Here is a 16,713-nt window from a genome sequence, read left to right as displayed (position 1 = left end):
CCTGTATCGGATACAGTGCCGTATCGAACCGCCGTCTCGATCGCCCTGTCGTATGCCCCGGGAGCCCTCTGTGTCCTCCGTCCTGTACTCGCTCGGCCACTGGACCGTGGGCGCACGCCGCCTCGTCGTGATGGCCTGGCTCGGCATCCTCGTCGTCACCGGAGCAGCCGGCGCCTTCGTGTTCCAGGGGTTCGACAACTCCATCACCATCCCCGGCACCGAGTCGCAGCAGGCGCTCGACCAGCTCTCCGCGACCTTCCCCGAGGTGAGCGGGTCCTCGGCGCAGGTCGTGGTGGTCGCACCTGACGGGCAGGCCGTCTCCGACGACGCCGTCCGTGCCCCCGTGGAGCGCGCGGCGGACGAGATCGCCGAGCTGGACGAGGTCGCCGCCGTCGCGACGCCGTACGACGAGCAGGCGGCCTCGCCCGTCAGCGACGACGAGACCGCCACGATCCTCACGGTCCAGCTCGACGGCGACGCGATGTCCGTCAGCGACGCGACCAAGGACGACCTGACCGAGATCACCGACGAGCTCGCGAGCGCGCTGCCCGCCGACTCCCGCGCCGAGCTCGGCGGCGAGTTGTTCGCCACCGAGCTGCCGCACCTGAGCATCGTCGAGGCCGTCGGCGTCGTCGTCGCCCTCGTCGTGCTGCTGTTCACCCTGGGCTCGTTCGTCGCCGCCGGACTGCCGCTGGTCAACGCGCTGCTCGGCGTCGGCGTGTCGATGCTGCTGCTCCTGGCGGCCACCGTGTTCGGCCCGATCAACTCCACGACGCCGATGCTCGGGCTGATGCTCGGCCTCGCCGTCGGCATCGACTACGCGCTGTTCATCGTCTCGCGGCACCAGGAACAGCTCCAGGACGGCGTCGAGCTGCGCGAGTCCATCGCCCGTGCGACCGCCACCGCCGGGTCGGCCGTGATCTTCGCGGGGCTCACGGTCATGATCGCGCTGGTCGGCCTGGGCGTCGCGGGCATCCCGTTCCTCACCGTGATGGGCGTGGCGGCGGCCGCCGCCGTCGGCATCGCCGTCCTGGTCTCCCTCACGCTGCTGCCCGCCCTGCTCGCCATGGCGGGGGACCGGCTGCGCCCGCGTGCGAGGAAGCGTCGCGGCAAGCGCTCCGGCACCCAGCAGAACCGGTTCTTCGCCGGCTGGGTCCGGGGCGTCACCCGCGCACCGATCGTGACGATCGTCATCGTCGTCGTCGCCCTCGGCGCGCTCACGCTGCCCGCGGCGAACCTGCGCCTCGCGCTGCCCGACGCCGGGTACCTCCCCGAGGACACGTCGGCCCGCCAGACGTACGACCTGGTCAGCGAGCACTTCGGCGACGGCTTCAACGGGCCGCTCATCGTGACGGGCTCGATCATCACCAGCACCGACCCGGTCGGGCTGATGGACGACCTCGCCGCCGAGATCGAGGACCTGCCCGGCGTCGCGGACGTCCCCTTGGCGACGCCGAACCAGTCGGCGGACACCGGCATCATCCAGGTCGTGCCCGAGGGCGCGCCGGACTCGGAGGAGACGAAGGCACTGGTCGCGGAGATCCGCGGCCTGCACGACCACTTCCTCGACGAGTACGGCGTCGACCTCGCCGTCACCGGCTTCACCGCCGTGGGCATCGACGTCTCCGACAAGCTGGGGGACGCGCTGGTGCCGTTCGGGCTCGTGGTGGTAGGGCTCTCGCTGCTGCTGCTGACGATGGTGTTCCGGTCGGTCTGGGTGCCGGTCAAGGCCACCCTCGGCTATCTGCTGAGCGTGGGCGCGGCGTTCGGCGCGGTGGCCCTCGTCTTCGAGAACGGCGTCTTCGCCGAGGCCCTGAACGTCACCAAGCTCGGCCCGGTGATCAGCTTCATGCCGATCATCCTCATGGGAGTGCTGTTCGGGCTGGCGATGGACTACGAGGTGTTCCTGGTCTCGCGCATCCGTGAGGACTTCGTCCACAACGGCGGCCGGGCGCGCCAGGCGATCCTGACCGGGTTCCAGGGGTCGGCCAAGGTCGTCACCGCCGCGGCGATCATCATGTTCAGCGTGTTCGTGGCGTTCGTGCCCGAGGGCGACATGACGCTCAAGGCGATCGCGCTCGGGCTGGCGGTCGGGGTCGCCGTCGACGCGTTCGTGGTGCGCATGGTCCTCGTGCCGGCGGTGCTGGCGCTGCTCGGGGACAAGGCGTGGTGGATGCCGCGCTGGCTCGACCGAGCCCTGCCGACCTTCGACGTCGAGGGCGAGGGCCTCGCCAAGGAGCTGCGGCTGGCCCCGTGGCCCGGCGCGCACCCCGACGGCCGGGAGAGCGCGGTCGCCGTGCGCGACCTCGAGGTGAGCGGCCCCCGTGGACCAGGCCTGGGTGACCCGCCGCTCGTCGGCCCGGTCAGCGTCCGGGTGCCCGACGGCGGCGCGCTCGCCGTGCACGGTGACGCTGCGGCACCGGTCAACGCGTTCCTCCTGGCCGTCGCCGGGCGGATCCACCCGGATGCGGGCGCGGCCAAGGTCGCCGGGCTGGTGCTGCCCGAGCGGGCGCCGGCGGTGCGCTCCCGGGTCGCCGTCGTCGACGCCGTGACGGAGCACGGCCGGCCGGCCGACGCCGTGGGGACCGCCGTGCGCGAGGGCGCCGGGATCGTGGTGGTCGACCGCACGGACGTGGTCGCGGACCGCCCGGCGCGGGCCGCCCTGGCCGCGGCGCTCACGGCGGCGCACGGCTCCGGTGTGACGCTCCTGGTGGGCGCGACCGGCGTCGCCGCGACCGACCTGCTGCCGGCGGGCACCCCGGTGCTCGACGTGGGCGCCGGCTGGGGTGCGGCGGCGACGCTGCACGGCGGTGAGGTGCCACCACCGGTGCCCCGGCAGGATCCCGCCGGCACCGACACCGACACGACCGACGCCACCACCGAGGAGGTGCGGGCATGAACCGCGTCAAGCAGAACCCCTGGGCGATCGTGCTGGTCGCGCTCCTGCCCGTGCTGGTGCTCGGCATCCTGCTGGCCGCCCTGTGGAACCCGATGGACCGGCTCGACACGGTGCCGGCGGCGATCGTCAACAACGACGAGCCCGTCGAGGTGGACGGCCAGACCGCTCCCCTGGGGCGGCAGCTCGCGGCCGGTCTGGTCGACGGTGGTGCCGGGGACGCGGAAGGCTCCGACGTCAACTACGACTGGACCGTCACCGACGCCGAGCACGCCACCGAGGGCCTCGCCGACGGCACGTACGCCGCGGTGGTGACGATCCCGGAGGAGTTCTCCGCGGCGGCGACGTCGTTCGGCGGGGACGACGCCGCGGACGCCCGCCAGGCGACGATCGGCATCACGACGCCGCCGGGCGGCCGGGTCGTCGACGACGCGCTGGCACGGGTGGTGGCGACGGCCGCGACGTCGGTGATGGGATCGACGCTCACCGAGACGTACCTGGACAACGTGCTCGTCGGGTTCAACGAGCTCTCCGACGGCATCGGCGAGGCCGCGGACGGTGCGGGCGAGCTCGCCTCGGGCGCGGACGATGCGGCGTCCGGCGCGGACGACCTGTCCGACGGCGCCGGCCAGCTCGCCGACGGGGCCGACCAGCTCGCCGGCGGAGCCCGCGAGGCGGCAGGCGGCGCGAGCGAGCTCGCCGGTGGTGCGGACCAGGTGGCCGACGGCGCGAGCGGGCTCTCCCGGGGTGCCTCGCAGCTCGCCGACGGGGCCGGGCAGGTCGCGGACGGCGTCGACGGCATCACCGGCGGGATCGTCGAGAGCGCGCGGGGCGCCGACGACCTGGCCGCCGGGGGCTACCAGCTGGCGGACGGTGCGGACGAGCTCGCTGCGCGTACGGAGGAGCTGGCCGAGCAGGTCGGCGGGATCGAGAGCAGCGTGCCCGGCTCTGGCGAGATCCAGGCGGGCCTCGACCAGATCGAGCAGAGGCTCGGGGGCAGCAGCGCCGTCGTCGGGGGGGTCCTTGAGGACGCCTCGGCCGCGCTCGGATGCGGCACCGACGAGGTGCTCGACCCGGACGCCTGCGCACAGATCTCCACAGCGCAGTCCACGCTCGCCGGCGCGTCCAAGGACTTCACCGACGAGTTCACCTCGGTGTCGAAGGAGATCATGAAGGCCCGCGGTCAGCTCACCGAGCTGGCTCAAGGAACTCAGGACCTCGCCGACGGTGCCGGCGATCTCGCCACCGGCACGCGAGGGATCGCCGACGGCACGGCCGAGCTCGGCGACGGGCTCCACCAGCTCGCCGACGGCAACCGGAAGGTGGCATCGGGCGCGTCAGGCGTCGCGACCGGCACGGACGAGCTCGCGACGGGCGCCGCGCAACTCACGTCCGGCGCCTCGGGGATCTCTGCCGGCGCGTCCGGCCTGGCCGACGGCGTCGGTCAGCTCGGGACGGGCGTCGACGAGCTCGCCACGGGCACCGACGGGATCGCCGACGGAGTGTCCGGCCTGGCCGACGGCGTCGACCAGCTCGCCGGGGGCGCGGACGACCTGGCCGGTGGTCTCGACGAGGCCGCCGACGGCATCCCGACCTACTCGGACGGGGATCGGGAGAACCTCGCGTCGGTCGTGGCGGACCCGGTCGCTGCACCGGGGGTGGACGACCTGTCGACCGGTGCGACCGGGCCGCTGTTCGCCGTCGTCGCCCTGTGGCTCGGTGCTCTCGGGCTGCTGACGATCCTGCCGCCCGTCGCGGGGCGCGCGCTCGGCTCGACGCGGTCCGCGCTGCGCCTCACGCTGGGGGTCCTCGCCGCACCCGTGGCGGTCGGCGCCGGGACGGGTGCCGCCGTCGGCGCCGTCCTCGCCGGGGTGGAGGGACTCTCGCCGGCCGGGTGGGTCGGCACGATCCTGCTCGGGGCGCTGGTGTCGATCGCCTTCGTGGCGGTGCACCTGGGCTTCCTCGCGTGGCTGGGGAACCTCGGCCGGGGGATCAGCCTGCTGATCGCCGTGCTCATGATCGGCACGGGGGTGGTGGCGACCGTGCCGGACGTGCTGGTCTCCGTGGCGGACGCGCTGCCGACCGGGGCGGCTCGCGACGCGCTCGCGGCCGCCGTCGTGCCCGAGGTCGGTGGGCTCGGCGGGGCGCTGACGTGGGTGGTGCTGTGGGGCCTGGTGGGCCTCGGTCTCGGCGTCGGGGCTGCGGCTCGGGCGCGGCGCACGCGCGTCGCGGCCCTGCTGCGGGCCTGACTCAGCAGTGCACCCGCGGGAGCTCGTGCACGAGCTCCCGCGGGGCGATGCCGCCGGCCTGCGTGACCTGCTGCCAGCGCGCGACGAGGGCCGCGTCGGCCTGCCAGCGCGCCGATCGGTCGAGGTGGCCCACCTGGCGGTAGGCGAGCAGCGTGGGCAGGTCGTGACTCAGTGCCCAGTGGACCGCTGCGTGCACGTCGTCGGGCGTCGGATGTCTCATCACCGTCTTGGGAGTGCCGACGACCGGATTCATGACGTGGGTTTGGTCACATTTCTTCGAAGCGCTTCGCCGAGGTGCCTCCGGCGCGCCGGGCGCGCGCCTCGCGGCAGGTTCCGCCACACTCCCACCATGGACCTGAAGCGCGCCCGCGAGACGAAGGAACAGCTCACCGCCTACGCCCGTGACCTGGCCGAGCGCTACGGGGTGGTCGCCAGCACGCAGGCCGCCGACTGCACACCGGCGGACGCGGTCCGCGCCCCCACCCTCGCGATCGGCATCGCGCCGTCGACGGAGCCGGGCGGCTACGAGATCGCGGTGCGCTACCGCCTGGGTGTGCCTGCGGCGCGCGCCGTCGTTCGCCGGGTGGCGGCGGAGGCCGGCCCCGCACCGGACGTGCGCCGCACCGGGCGCATCCGGCGCCTCGGCCCGGGCCGGCGGGGCAGCGTGCGGGCCGACGTGCTCGAGCCGCAGCCGCCGGTCGTCACAGCCCTCGCCGAGGGGGAGACGGGCCGCGTCCGCCCCCTGCGCCCCGGGGTGTCGCTCGCGCACGTCGACGTCACGGCGGGCACGCTGGGCGGGTTCGTCGTCGCGGACCCCGACCGGTCCGGCGACGACGCCCCGCAGCTGCCCGGCGGTGCCGACGCGCTGTACGCACTGTCCAACCGGCACGTGCTCGACGGCGTCCCGGGCGACGGCGTGCTGCAGCCCGGCCCCGCGGACGGCGGCACGGACCCCGCCGACCGGGTCGGCACGGTCGCGGCCGTCGTGCCGCTCGCCCGCGGTGAGCGGGCCTCGGTCGACGCGGCCGTCGCGCTGCTCGACGACCCGCAGGTGGACCTCGACTACCCCGTGGGCCGGGTCACGACGACGGCGGAGGCGGTGCCGGGCGACGAGGTCGCCAAGATCGGTCGCACCACGGGGCACACCCACGGGCGGGTCTCCGCGATCGAGATGGACGACGTGCTGGTCGGCTACGGCCCGGAGCTGGGCGTGCTCGCGTTCGACGGCCAGATCGAGGTCGAGTCCACCGGCCCGGGGCCGTTCTCGCGCGGTGGCGACTCCGGCTCGCTCGTGTACCGGGCCGACGGCGTCGCGCTCGGGCTGCTCTTCGCGGGTTCCGAGACCGGTGGCCCGGACGGGACCGGGCTGACGTACGTCAACCCGGTCGACGCGGTGCTGGACGCCCTGGGCGTGCGGTTGCGCTGAACCGGGTCAGGCCCACCGGGGGACGGGCGAGCGGGCCTCGCCCAGCGGGACGAACACGCTGTACCGGTCGCCCCGGTAGGAGAAGCGGGAGTGGACCAGCGGGACGTCCGCGGTGTACGTCCGCCGTTCGATGCGCATGACGGCGTGGGTGGTGGTCATGGCGAGCAGCCGCCGCTCGGAGTCGGTCGCGTCCGCCGCGCTGATGGTCTCCTCGCCGCCGGTCGGCACGTGGCCCTGGTCGCGCAACGCCTGGTCCAGGGACTCGGGCACGCCGTCGTCCAGGAGGTCGGGTGCGAGCCACGCCGGGATCCAGGCGTCCTCGACGGCCCACGGCTCGGCGTCCGCCGTCCGGACCCGCAGCACCCGGTGGGCGGGCTCGCCGACGGCGAGGGCGAGGAGCTCTGCGACGGCGGCGGGGCACGGCGTCGTGCGGGCCTGCAGCACCTGGGACGCGGGGGTCATGCCGCGGCGACGCACCTCCTCGCCGAACGTGGTCAGCCGCATCTCGAGGTCGGCCCGCGGGGCCGCGACGAAGGTGCCGCGGCCCTGGGCGCGCTCGAGGACGCCCTCGACGACGAGGGCGTCGATCGCCTGGCGCACGGTGCTGCGCGAGACGCCGAGCTGCCGGGTCAGCTCCCGTTCCGAGGGGACGGCATCGCCCACCGTGAGCTCGCGGGCGACGAGGTCCGCCAGGTAGGAGCGCACCGCGACGTACTTCTGGCTCACCGGTCGCCGAGCTCGAGGAGAAGGTCGCCGGCGGACACCTCGGTGCCGGGCAGCGCGCTGAGCCGGACGTCCTCGACGGTGGCCTCGAGCAGCACGACGGGGCACACGGCGGACAGTCCGCGCTCCCGGACGGCGGCCGGGTCCCACTCCAGGAGCAGGTCGCCGGCGCGGACCGTGTCGCCCTCGGCGACGTGCACGGTGAACCCCTCGCCGGCGAGCCGGACGGTGTCGATGCCGAGGTGGACCAGGACCGCCTGGCCGCCGGGGGACTGCACCACGCAGGCGTGCGGGTGCAGCTTCACGAGGCGGCCGTCCAGCGGCGCGACGACGCGGCCGTCGGAGCCTTCACCGGGCTCGACGGCAGTGCCGGGGCCGACCATCCCCTCGGCGAACACGGGGTCGGGCACGTCGGCCACGGGCACGACGGTCCCGCTGACGGGGGAGCGGACGAGCAGGGGCATGGTTCTCCTGGCGTGTGGTCCAGCGGCGTGCCGGATATTGACACAGGGTGCCGCATCGACCACTGTGCGAGCCAACGGTCCTGCTTGCGCGTCGGACGACGCCACCCGGGGCGTACGGAGGTCAATGTCGATGAGCACGACTCTCACCGGTGCACCGGTCAGCCCCGGCCGCGCCGCAGGCCCTGCCGTCACCATGCCCGACCCGGTGCCCGAGCCCCGGACGACCCGCCTGGCGAGCGACGACGTCGAGGCCGCCGTCGAGCACCTCACCGCGGCCGCGGCCGCCGTGCGCGACGACCTCACCGACCGCGCGGGCCAGGTCACCGGGACGGCCGCCGACCTGCTCTCCGTCACGGCGGCGATCGCGGCGGACCCGACGCTGGCCGCCGACGCCGAACGACTCGTCCGGGCCGACCACCTCACCCCGGAGCGCGCGGTCTGGGACGCCGCCCGAGCGCTGGTCAAGCAGCTCGAGAAGCTCGGTCCGCCGCTGTCCGAGCGCGCCCGCGACGTGCGCGACGTCCGCGACCGGATCGTGGCGGAGCTCATCGGGGTGCGGCCGCCCGGCGTCCCGCGGCCCGGCCACCCGTTCGTCCTGGTGGCCGACGACCTCGCACCCGCGGACACCGCGACGCTCGACCCCGCCGTCGTCCTCGGTGTGGTCACGAGCGGCGGCGGACCGACGTCGCACACCGCGATCCTCGCCCGCGCGCTCGGCATCCCGGCCGTGGTGGCGGTCCGTGGCGCGGAGAAGATCAGCGACGGCGAGACGGTGCTGCTGGACGGGGGAGCCGGCGTCGTCGTCCTCGACCCTGCGCCGGAGACGGTGGCCGCCGCGCAGCAGCGCGAGGCCACCCGGCGGGCCTTCGACGGCCGCGGGCGTACCGCCGACGGAACCCGCGTGGAGCTGATGGCGAACGTGGCCGACCCGGCCGGGGCACAGGCGGCCATCGAGGCCGCGGCCGAGGGCGTGGGCCTGTTCCGCACCGAGTTCTGCTTCCTGGGGCGCAGCTCGGAGCCGTCCGTCGAGGAGCAGGTCGCCGCCTACCGACGCGTCCTCTCGGCGTTCCCGCACCGCAAGGTCGTGGTGCGCACGCTCGACGCGGGCGCGGACAAGCCGCTGCCGTTCGTCACGTCCGACGGCGAGCCCAACCCCGCGCTCGGCGTGCGAGGATTGCGGACCGCGGCGTCCCGTCCCGGCGTGCTGGACCGCCAGCTCCAGGCCATCGCCGAGGCCGCCGAGGCTGAGAACGCCGAGGTGTGGGTGATGGCGCCCATGGTCGCCACGGCCACCGAGACGTCCGAGTTCGTGGCGGCCTGCGCACGGCACGGCCTGGACACCGCAGGCGTGATGATCGAGGTGCCGGCCGCGGCGCTGCGCTCGGCCGACATCTTCGCCCGGGCGGCCTTCGGGAGCCTGGGGACCAACGACCTCATCCAGTACACGCTGGCCGCCGACCGCATGCTGGGCGAGCTCGCGGCGCTCTCGACGCCGTGGCAGCCCGCCGTGCTGGAGCTGGTCCGGCTCTCGTGCGAGGGGGCCGCCGCCCACGGCCGGCCCGTGGGGGTGTGCGGGGAGGCCGCTGCGGACGCCACGCTGGCCCCGGTGCTCGTCGGCCTGGGCGTGCGGTCGCTGTCCATGACCCCGCGGGCGCTCGCGGACGTCGCCGCGGTGCTCGCCGAGGTGACGCTCGACGAGTGCCGTGAGCTGGCCCGGGTGGCCCTGGCGGAGCAGGACCCGGTCGCGGCCCGCAACGCCGTGCGCGACGCGATCCGCCCGGTGCTCACCGACCTGGGTCTGTGAGGAACTTCTCGAGGGCGTCGAGCGCGGTGCGCGCGACCTCCACGTCCGCCTGAGCGGCGCCGTCGGGCACATCGACACGCAGCGTGACGTCGGTGCCGGCGTCGGCCCCGAGCGTCATGATCGCGAGGATGCTCGCTGCGTCGACGGGTGCGCCGTCGGCGCGGGCGATGCGCACGGGCACGGGCTGGGCGGCGGCGAGCCGGGCGAACTGCGCGGCGGGGCGGGCGTGCAGTCCCTCGGGGATCGCGACCACGGCGTGGCGTTCCATCCGCCCATCCTGCCCGAACCGGCGGCTCGGCGTGGCACGGGGCTGCCGCGCAGCCCTCCTACGGAGTGGGCGCGCCGAACCACCTCGCCAGCGCCCCGGCGAGGTCGTGCTGGTCGGACCCGGCCCAGGCGATGTGCCCGTCCGGGCGGAGAAGGACGGCGGGCTCGTCGAGCTCGTCGCTGGTGCCGACGACGAGCTCGACCCGGTCCGACCAGCCGTCGGCGGTCAGCACGCCCGTCTGGTCGAGCAGCAGCCCGCGTCCGTCGTGCATGTGCTCGTAGAGACGCCCGCCCTCGAGGCGGACGTCGCGTTGGCGGGTGCCGAGGCGGGCGGGCCCGTCGCCGAGGTCGTAGCGGACTCCGAGGGCAGTGATCTTCTCGATCAGGTGCCGGCTCACCTCCTCGAAGTCCATCAGCTCGGTGAGCAGGCGACGGACGGCCTGGGGCCCTGCTTCGGTGGAGAGCAGGGTGGACTGTGCCCGGGTGTTGGTGAGCACGTCGGCCGCGACCGGGTGTCTCTCGGCGTGATAGCTGTCCAGCAGGCCGTCGGGAGCCCAGCCGTCGAGGGTGGCGGCGAGCTTCCAGCCGAGGTTGAACGCGTCCTGGATGCCGAGGTTGAGGCCCTGCCCGCCCAAGGGCGGATGTACGTGCGCCGCGTCGCCGGCGAGAAGCACGCGTCCGCTGCGGTAGCGCTCGGCCAGTCGCGTGGCGTCGCCGAACCGGGAGAGCCAGCGCGGGCTGTGCACGCCGAAGTCGGTGCCGGCGACGGCCCGCAGCTGCCGGCGGACCTCGTCGAGCGTCGGGGGAGCGGTACGGTCCTCGGCGACGTCGGCGGCGGGCACGACGACGCGGTGCAGCGCGTCGCCGGACGGCCCGACGCCGAACCCGCGCTGGGTCTCGCGGACCTCGGCGACGACCGCGGCCACCTCCTCCGCCGGCGCGGTCACCTCCATCTCGCCCGTCAGCCACTCGGTGGTGGGCGGCTCTCCCGGGAAGGCGACGCCGAGGAGCCGGCGCACCGTGCTCCGTCCTCCGTCGCAACCGACCAGGTAGCGGGCTCGCACCTGGTTCCCGTCGGCCAGGTCCACCGTGACGCCGTCGTCGTCCTGCGCCAGGCCGACCACCTCGCAGCCGCGGCGGATCTCGGCGCCGAGCTCGATGGCCCGTTCGGTCAGGAGCCGGTCGGTGAGCGGCTGGGGGATGCCGAGGACGTAGCCGTGCGCCGTGTCGAGGGAAGTGGGCCACGGTTTGTCGGTCCCGGCGAAGTGCCCGGCGCCGGGGAACTGTCGCCCGTGGGCCAGGAATCGGTCGAGCAGCCCGCGCTGGTCGAGGATCTCGATGCTCCGCGCGTGCAGCCCGAGCGCTCGCACCTGCGGGGTGGGCTCCGTGTTCTTCTCGAGGACGGTCACCCGGGCCTCGTGCAGGCGTAGCTCGCTCGCCAGCATCATGCCGGTCGGTCCGCCGCCGACGACGATGACGTCGATCATGTGGTCCCCCTGTTCGTCGAGGCGACCATCGTCAGACCTCAGGGGGGCCTTGCGGCAAGACCGGGGGTGGGCCATATCCTGAAGATGGCAGGAACGCGTCAGGCCGCCGCGCGGTCGACCGCGAGCTCGATGCCGTCGAGCAGGCGGTCGAGCGTCGCGTCGAACGACGCGTGGCCCGCGTCGAAGCCGCCGGCCTCCCAGATGCGCGTCATGGTCGGGTAGCGCTCGGGGTCGAACCAGGTGGTCCAGAAGCCGGACATCGTGTCGAAGTAGTCGTCGTTGCTCAGGCCGGAGCTGCTGCCCTCGGCGCGTTCGGCGACGGTGGCCCGCGCGATCCCGCGCACGTAGGTGTCGACGAGGCCGATGAGCTCGACCACCCGTGCGGGCCCCAGGCCGGCACCGGCGAGGACGCGCAGCCCGGCCTCCTCGGCGTCGAGGACGTGCGGCGCCAGGGGCAGCCGCCACATGTTGGTCTGCAGGATCCACGGGCGGCGCAGGTAGAGGTCACGGTGCTCGCGCGCGTACCGGGTCAGGGCGGTGCGCCACGGCAGGTCGGCGCCGGGCAGGTCGAGCTCGGCGAAGGCGCGGTCGACCATGAGGTCGATGAGCTCGGTGCGGCCCGGCACGTAGGTGTAGAGCGTCATGGCGCCGACGCCGAGGTGCGCGGCCACCTTGCGCATGGAGAGTCCGTCGAGCCCGGCGTCCTGGACGACGACGGTCCCGGCCTCGACGACGTCGTCGAGCGTGAGGCGGGCCTTGCGCCCCCGGGTCGACGGCTGAGGAGGGTCCCACAGCAGCGCGAGCCGACGCGCGGCGTCAGTGGTGTCGGGGGTCGGCGTGCTGCTCGTCATGGGTCCTCTCCGGGGGTTCCGCGTCATTCTCGTACAGCGTATGCTCAATCCGCTCCATCATTTCGGTACAACGTACGAGAGGCGGGTCGCGATGATCCGAGCGAGAGGTCTCACGAAGACCTTCACGCGAGGCAAGGGCACGGTCGAGGCAGTCAAGGGAGTCGACATCGACGTCGCGGAGGGCGAGCTCGTCGCCTTCCTCGGGCCCAACGGGGCCGGCAAGTCCACGACGCTGCGCATGCTCACGTCGTTGCTGGAACCCACCGCGGGCACCGCGTCGGTGGCCGGGTACGACGTCGGCACCCACCCCGCGCAGGTGCGAGCCCGCCTGGGCTTCATCGGCCAGGGCAACGGCGGCGGCTTCAGCTACCAGGTGCGCGACGAGCTGCACAACCAGGGGCGCTTCTACGGCCTGGCTCCGGCCGAGTACAAGCGCCGGGCCGGCGAGCTCGTCGAGGCGCTCGAGCTGGGCGGGCTCGAGAAACGCACCGTCCAGTCGCTCTCCGGCGGCCAGCGGCGACGCCTCGACGTGGCGCTCGGCCTGATGAACCACCCGCCGCTGCTGTTCCTCGACGAGCCGAGCACCGGGCTCGACCCGCACGCGCGCGCCAACCTGTGGGAGCACATCGTCGCCATGCGCGAGCGGTACGGCATGACCGTCGTGCTGACCACCCACTACCTCGACGAGGCGGACGACATGGCCGAGCGCGTCGTCGTCATCGACCACGGCGAGATCATCGCCGACGCCCCGCCCGAGGCGCTCAAGCGCGAGCACGCCGACGACCTCCTCACCCTCACCGTGCGCGGCGGCTCGGCCGAGGCCGTCCGCTCCGCGCTCGCCCCCGCCGTCGGGCCGGACGCCGTCCACCCCGGCACGCTCACGGTGGCCGACGGCGGCACCCCGGCCGGGGACGACGGCCTGCGCGTCCAGGTGGCCACCTCGCACGGGGCCGACCGCCTGCCCGAGGCGATCGAGGCGCTACGGGTCGCGGGCCTGACCACGACGTCGGCGACCGCGCGGCAGGCGAGCCTCGACGACGTCTTCCTCAACCTGACCGGCCGGAGCCTACGAGAGGAGGCGGCAGCATGAGCGCGAGGAGCCCCCGCGCAGGAGCGCCGAGGAACGAGGTGCCTCCGGAGCGAGGCACCGCAGCGGTCATGCAGGAAGGTGTGAGCGCACAGACCGGGACGACCGGCGCCGTCGCGCACGAGGAACCGCGCATCGTGGTGCGCACCGGACCGGGCAAGTTCGTGGCGGACACCCGCGCGGTGTTCGTCCGCGAGATCCTGCTGATGCTGCGCGACCCGTTCACGCTCATCTTCTCCCTGCTGCAGCCGCTGGTGTTCCTCGGGCTGTTCGCCCCGCTGCTGACCGGGACGTTCGGCGGCACGGGGATGTCCACGGCGGACACCCTGCAGTGGTTCGTCCCCGGCGTGATCGTCATGATCTCGCTGTTCGGGACGTCGATGACCGGGTCCAACCTGCTGTACGAGCTGATGACCGGGTCCTACGAGCGGGTGCTGGCCACGCCGCTCGACCGCTCCGCCATCCTGGTGGGGCGCGCGCTCAAGGAGTTCGCCCCGCTGGTGGTCCAGGGGCTCCTGATCGCGGTGCTGTGCCTGCCGTTCGGCTTCCGGTTCAACCCGCTGCACGCCGTGGCCGCGCTGGTGCTGCTGGGGATCTTCGGCGTCGGCGTCGGGGCGCTGTCCTACGCGCTGGGGCTGGCCGCCAAGAACCGCGAGTGGCTGTTCTGGGGCGTGCAGCAGGCGCTGATCTTCCCGCTGCTCATCCTGTCGGGCATGATGCTGCCGCTCGAGGCGGGCCCGGGGTGGATGCAGGTCGCGGCCCGCTTCAACCCGCTGACCTACATCGTCGACGCGGAGCGCGCACTGTTCGCCGGGGAGCTCGGCGACGCCGTGGTGCTGTGGGGTCTGGTCGCCGCCGTGGTCACGTGCGCGGGCGGCCTGCTCGTCGGCATCCGCACCACCCGCCACGCCACCTGACCGACCCCTCCCCGAGCTGTGTTGTGGGCGCGAAATCTGGCCCGAAATGGGCCATATGCCCCGGTCTCGCTCCCAGATTTCGCGCCCACAACGCTCAGCGGCCGGTGTTGTTCATCTCGTCCGGGTGCGAGCCGACGCGCTCGCCCCGGTCGAGGGCGGTGATGTCCGCCATGTCGGCCTGGGACAGCTCGAAGTCGAACAGCCGGAAGTTCTCCTCGACCCGCGCCGGCGTCACCGACTTGGGGAAGACGACGTCGCCCCGCTCGACGTGCCAGCGCAGCACCACCTGGGCCGGCGTCCGGCCCAGGTTCTCCGCGATACGCGCGATCGTCGGGTCCTCCAGCACCCGCCCCCGCCCCAGCGGCGACCAGGCCTCCGTCACGATGCCGTGCTCGGAGTCCACCGCGCGGACGTCCTCGTTGCCCAGCCATGGGTGCACCTCGACCTGGTTGACGGCCGGTACCACGGTGGTCTCGTCCAGCAGCCGGCGCAGGTGGTGGGGCTCGAAGTTGGACACCCCGATCGCGCGGGCCCGGCCGGAGCGGTAGATCTCCTCCAGCGCCCCCCACGCCTCCACGTACCTGTCGACCGCCGGCAGCGGCCAGTGGATCAGGAACAGGTCGACGTGCTCAAGCTGCAGCTCCGCGAGCGTCCGGTCGAAGGCCGCCAGGGCGTCGTCGTGCGCGTGGAACGCGTTGTTGAGCTTGCTGGTGACGAAGTAGTCCGCGCGGTCCAGGCCGGAGGCTGCCAGCGCCTCGCCGACGCCGCGCTCGTTGCGGTACATCTGCGCCGTGTCGATGTGCCGGTAGCCGATCTCCAGGGCGGTGGAGACCGCGTCGCGGGTCTGCTCCGGCGGCACCTTGAACACCCCGAAACCGAGCTGCGGGATCTGCACGCCGTTGTTGAGGGGGAGGGACGGGACCGGCTCGTTGCTCATCCGCCCATCCTGCCCACACCCCGGACCGGATGCGACCCGCCGAACTGGTGCACAATGGAGGTGCACCAGGAGGTGTCCGATGGTCACGAGGGACGAGGCGCGGACGGCCAAGAGCGCACTGCGCGAGAAGCTCGGTCAGGTCGACGGCGTGTGCGGGGTCGGCCTCGCGCAGCGCGGCGACGACCATGACTGGGTGCTGCAGGTCAACGTGCGGAGCCTCAGCGCCCGCAAGGACGTGCCGCCCGACGTCGACGGCGTGCCGGTGCGCGTCCGCGTGGTCGGTGCCGTCGAGGCGCTCTGACCGCTCCGACCGGTGGGCGGCACCAGTCAGGCCCGGGCGGGTCGAAAATCTCCTCGCCCACGCTCGCCCTCCGGGTGCACAGTGGACGCATGACCACGGCAGCGACGCCCGCCTCGACAGCCTCTTGGCGCGTCCTCGACGCGCCTCTCGCCACCTCGCTCGACGCCCCGGAGGCGTGGGCCTACCGCGGCATCGCGGAGGTCGAGCGCCGGTGGGCGCTGGACGAGTTCGGGCACGACGACCTGGCGCCCCGGCCCGTCGACGTCCTCGTGGGCATGCAGGACCAGCGGTACGTCCGCCGTCGGCGGCTGGTCGCCGTCGAGGACCGGCCTGACGGGGAGCGGCGCGTCGTCGCGCACGCGGTGCTGTTCCTGCCGCAGACGTCGAACGAGCATCTCGCCGAGGGTCGGGTGGTCGTGCTGCCGTCGCACCGCCGGCGCGGCCTGGGCACCGAGCTGGCCGAGCGCCTGCGTCAGATCGCTGTGGCGGAGGGCCGCAGGACGGCGCTCGCCGAGGTGGACTTCGCCCACGAGCCCGAGCCCGCCGAGGGCGAGGCGGACGGCAGAGACCTGGTACCGCCCACCGGCAGCGGCACCGTCGCCGCCGACCACCCCGGCATGGTCCTCGCCCGACGGCTCGGCCTGGGGCTCGAGCTCGTGTCACGGCGCTCGGTGCTCGAGCTGCCGATGCCCGACGGCGTGGTCGAACGCTTCGCCGCCGAGGCACGAGCGGCCGCCGGCCCCGACTACCGGGTCCACACGTGGCAGGACCGCACCCCCGAGGAGTGGATCGACCAGTACGCCGACCTCGAGACCCGGTTGACCATCGACGAGCCCAACGCCGACCTGGAGCTGCTGCCGGACCCCTGGGACGCCGACCGCGTCCGCTTCCAGGACGCCCAGCACGCCGCGGCCGGACGGGGCTACGTCGTCACGGCCGCCGAGCACGTGCCGAGCGGGCGGCTCGTCGCGGTCACGATGCTGCTGTTCGCCCAGGACCGGCCCGAGCTCAGCGAGCAGGAGGTCACCGTCGTCCTGCCGGAGCATCGCGGGCACCGACTCGGCATGCTGGTCAAGGCCGTCAACCTGCAGGCCCATACCCGGGTGCGGCCGGCGACCCGGCGCATCTCCACGTGGAACAACGAGAACAACCCGCACATGCTGGCGATCAACGTGGCGCTGGGTTTCCGGCCCGCCGGCGGGTGCGCCGCCCTGCAGGCGAAGGTGGCGGACCTCGTGCCGCGCGACGCCTGAGCCCGGCCGCTGGGATTCTTGGCGACCATCGACCCGGTCTGCGCCGTTGCT

15 protein-coding genes are annotated in these 16,713 nt (G+C 74.0%); 8 read left to right on the top strand and 7 right to left on the bottom strand.

Annotated elements, in window-relative coordinates; genetic code table 11:
• Window positions 1-70 precede the first annotated feature (70 nt).
• Both ACH5HR_RS05795 and ACH5HR_RS05790 read left to right on the top strand, forming a co-directional pair.
• On the top strand, window positions 71-2,899 hold the full coding sequence (locus ACH5HR_RS05795) for an MMPL family transporter (RefSeq protein ID WP_416476723.1): 2,829 nt from the start codon (window positions 71-73) through the stop codon (window positions 2,897-2,899).
• Complete coding sequence (locus ACH5HR_RS05790; protein WP_416476721.1) at window positions 2,896-5,145, top strand: YhgE/Pip family protein; 2,250 nt, start codon at window positions 2,896-2,898, stop codon at window positions 5,143-5,145. The genes ACH5HR_RS05795 and ACH5HR_RS05790 overlap by 4 nt, the downstream gene beginning before the upstream one ends.
• Window position 5,146: 1 nt before the next feature.
• Here ACH5HR_RS05790 and ACH5HR_RS05785 read toward each other — a convergent pair whose 3' ends face one another.
• The gene (locus ACH5HR_RS05785) at window positions 5,147-5,365 is read right to left on the bottom strand and encodes a hypothetical protein (protein ID WP_416476720.1); all 219 of its coding nucleotides are present in this window, start codon (window positions 5,363-5,365) and stop codon (window positions 5,147-5,149) included.
• Window positions 5,366-5,494: 129 nt separating this feature from the next.
• On the opposite strand from ACH5HR_RS05785, the gene ACH5HR_RS05780 reads away from it, so the two are divergent.
• The gene (locus tag ACH5HR_RS05780) at window positions 5,495-6,571 is read left to right on the top strand and encodes a chymotrypsin family serine protease (protein ID WP_416476718.1); all 1,077 of its coding nucleotides are present in this window, start codon (window positions 5,495-5,497) and stop codon (window positions 6,569-6,571) included.
• A 6-nt stretch (window positions 6,572-6,577) separates the two neighbouring features.
• Here ACH5HR_RS05780 and ACH5HR_RS05775 read toward each other — a convergent pair whose 3' ends face one another.
• Both ACH5HR_RS05775 and ACH5HR_RS05770 read right to left on the bottom strand, forming a co-directional pair.
• Window positions 6,578-7,297 (bottom strand): GntR family transcriptional regulator, encoded by a 720-nt coding sequence (locus ACH5HR_RS05775; protein WP_416476716.1) that lies wholly within the window; start codon window positions 7,295-7,297, stop codon window positions 6,578-6,580.
• Window positions 7,294-7,758 (bottom strand): PTS sugar transporter subunit IIA, encoded by a 465-nt coding sequence (locus ACH5HR_RS05770; protein WP_416476715.1) that lies wholly within the window; start codon window positions 7,756-7,758, stop codon window positions 7,294-7,296. The genes ACH5HR_RS05775 and ACH5HR_RS05770 overlap by 4 nt, the downstream gene beginning before the upstream one ends.
• Window positions 7,759-7,888: 130 nt before the next feature.
• Between ACH5HR_RS05770 and ptsP the strand changes: the two genes are divergently transcribed.
• The gene (ptsP, locus tag ACH5HR_RS05765) at window positions 7,889-9,562 is read left to right on the top strand and encodes a phosphoenolpyruvate--protein phosphotransferase (RefSeq protein WP_416476713.1); all 1,674 of its coding nucleotides are present in this window, start codon (window positions 7,889-7,891) and stop codon (window positions 9,560-9,562) included.
• Here ptsP and ACH5HR_RS05760 read toward each other — a convergent pair.
• The 3 genes from ACH5HR_RS05760 to ACH5HR_RS05750 form a co-directional block, all read right to left on the bottom strand.
• The gene (locus ACH5HR_RS05760; RefSeq protein ID WP_402373375.1) at window positions 9,543-9,830 is read right to left on the bottom strand and encodes an HPr family phosphocarrier protein; all 288 of its coding nucleotides are present in this window, start codon (window positions 9,828-9,830) and stop codon (window positions 9,543-9,545) included. The genes ptsP and ACH5HR_RS05760 overlap by 20 nt on opposite strands.
• 58 nt (window positions 9,831-9,888) lie before the next feature.
• On the bottom strand, window positions 9,889-11,316 hold the full coding sequence (gene rox / locus ACH5HR_RS05755) for a rifampin monooxygenase (RefSeq protein ID WP_416476711.1): 1,428 nt from the start codon (window positions 11,314-11,316) through the stop codon (window positions 9,889-9,891).
• Between the two features lie 98 nt (window positions 11,317-11,414).
• Window positions 11,415-12,167, bottom strand: coding sequence for a TetR/AcrR family transcriptional regulator (locus tag ACH5HR_RS05750; RefSeq protein ID WP_416476709.1), 753 nt, complete (start codon window positions 12,165-12,167; stop codon window positions 11,415-11,417).
• Window positions 12,168-12,258: 91 nt separating this feature from the next.
• On the opposite strand from ACH5HR_RS05750, the gene ACH5HR_RS05745 reads away from it, so the two are divergent.
• Complete coding sequence (locus tag ACH5HR_RS05745; protein WP_402373382.1) at window positions 12,259-13,257, top strand: ABC transporter ATP-binding protein; 999 nt, start codon at window positions 12,259-12,261, stop codon at window positions 13,255-13,257.
• A 131-nt stretch (window positions 13,258-13,388) separates the two neighbouring features.
• Window positions 13,389-14,171: an ABC transporter permease gene (locus tag ACH5HR_RS05740; protein WP_416476907.1), complete on the top strand. Its 783-nt coding sequence runs from the start codon at window positions 13,389-13,391 to the stop codon at window positions 14,169-14,171.
• A 94-nt stretch (window positions 14,172-14,265) separates the two neighbouring features.
• Here the strand turns inward: ACH5HR_RS05740 and ACH5HR_RS05735 are convergent, their stop codons facing one another.
• Window positions 14,266-15,108 (bottom strand): aldo/keto reductase, encoded by an 843-nt coding sequence (locus ACH5HR_RS05735; RefSeq protein ID WP_416476707.1) that lies wholly within the window; start codon window positions 15,106-15,108, stop codon window positions 14,266-14,268.
• Window positions 15,109-15,187: 79 nt separating this feature from the next.
• Between ACH5HR_RS05735 and ACH5HR_RS05730 the strand changes: the two genes are divergently transcribed.
• Window positions 15,188-15,409, top strand: coding sequence for a hypothetical protein (locus ACH5HR_RS05730; RefSeq protein ID WP_402373389.1), 222 nt, complete (start codon window positions 15,188-15,190; stop codon window positions 15,407-15,409).
• Between the two features lie 89 nt (window positions 15,410-15,498).
• The gene (locus ACH5HR_RS05725) at window positions 15,499-16,662 is read left to right on the top strand and encodes a GNAT family N-acetyltransferase (protein WP_416476705.1); all 1,164 of its coding nucleotides are present in this window, start codon (window positions 15,499-15,501) and stop codon (window positions 16,660-16,662) included.
• Window positions 16,663-16,713 lie beyond the last annotated feature (51 nt).

The sequence above is a fragment of the Isoptericola maris genome, from assembly GCF_048065335.1.
In the GTDB taxonomy this organism is placed as follows: domain Bacteria; phylum Actinomycetota; class Actinomycetes; order Actinomycetales; family Cellulomonadaceae; genus Isoptericola; species Isoptericola rhizosphaerae.
The sequence above is the reverse complement of the archived record's forward strand: the minus strand, read 5'-3'. Positions and strand labels throughout refer to the sequence as shown.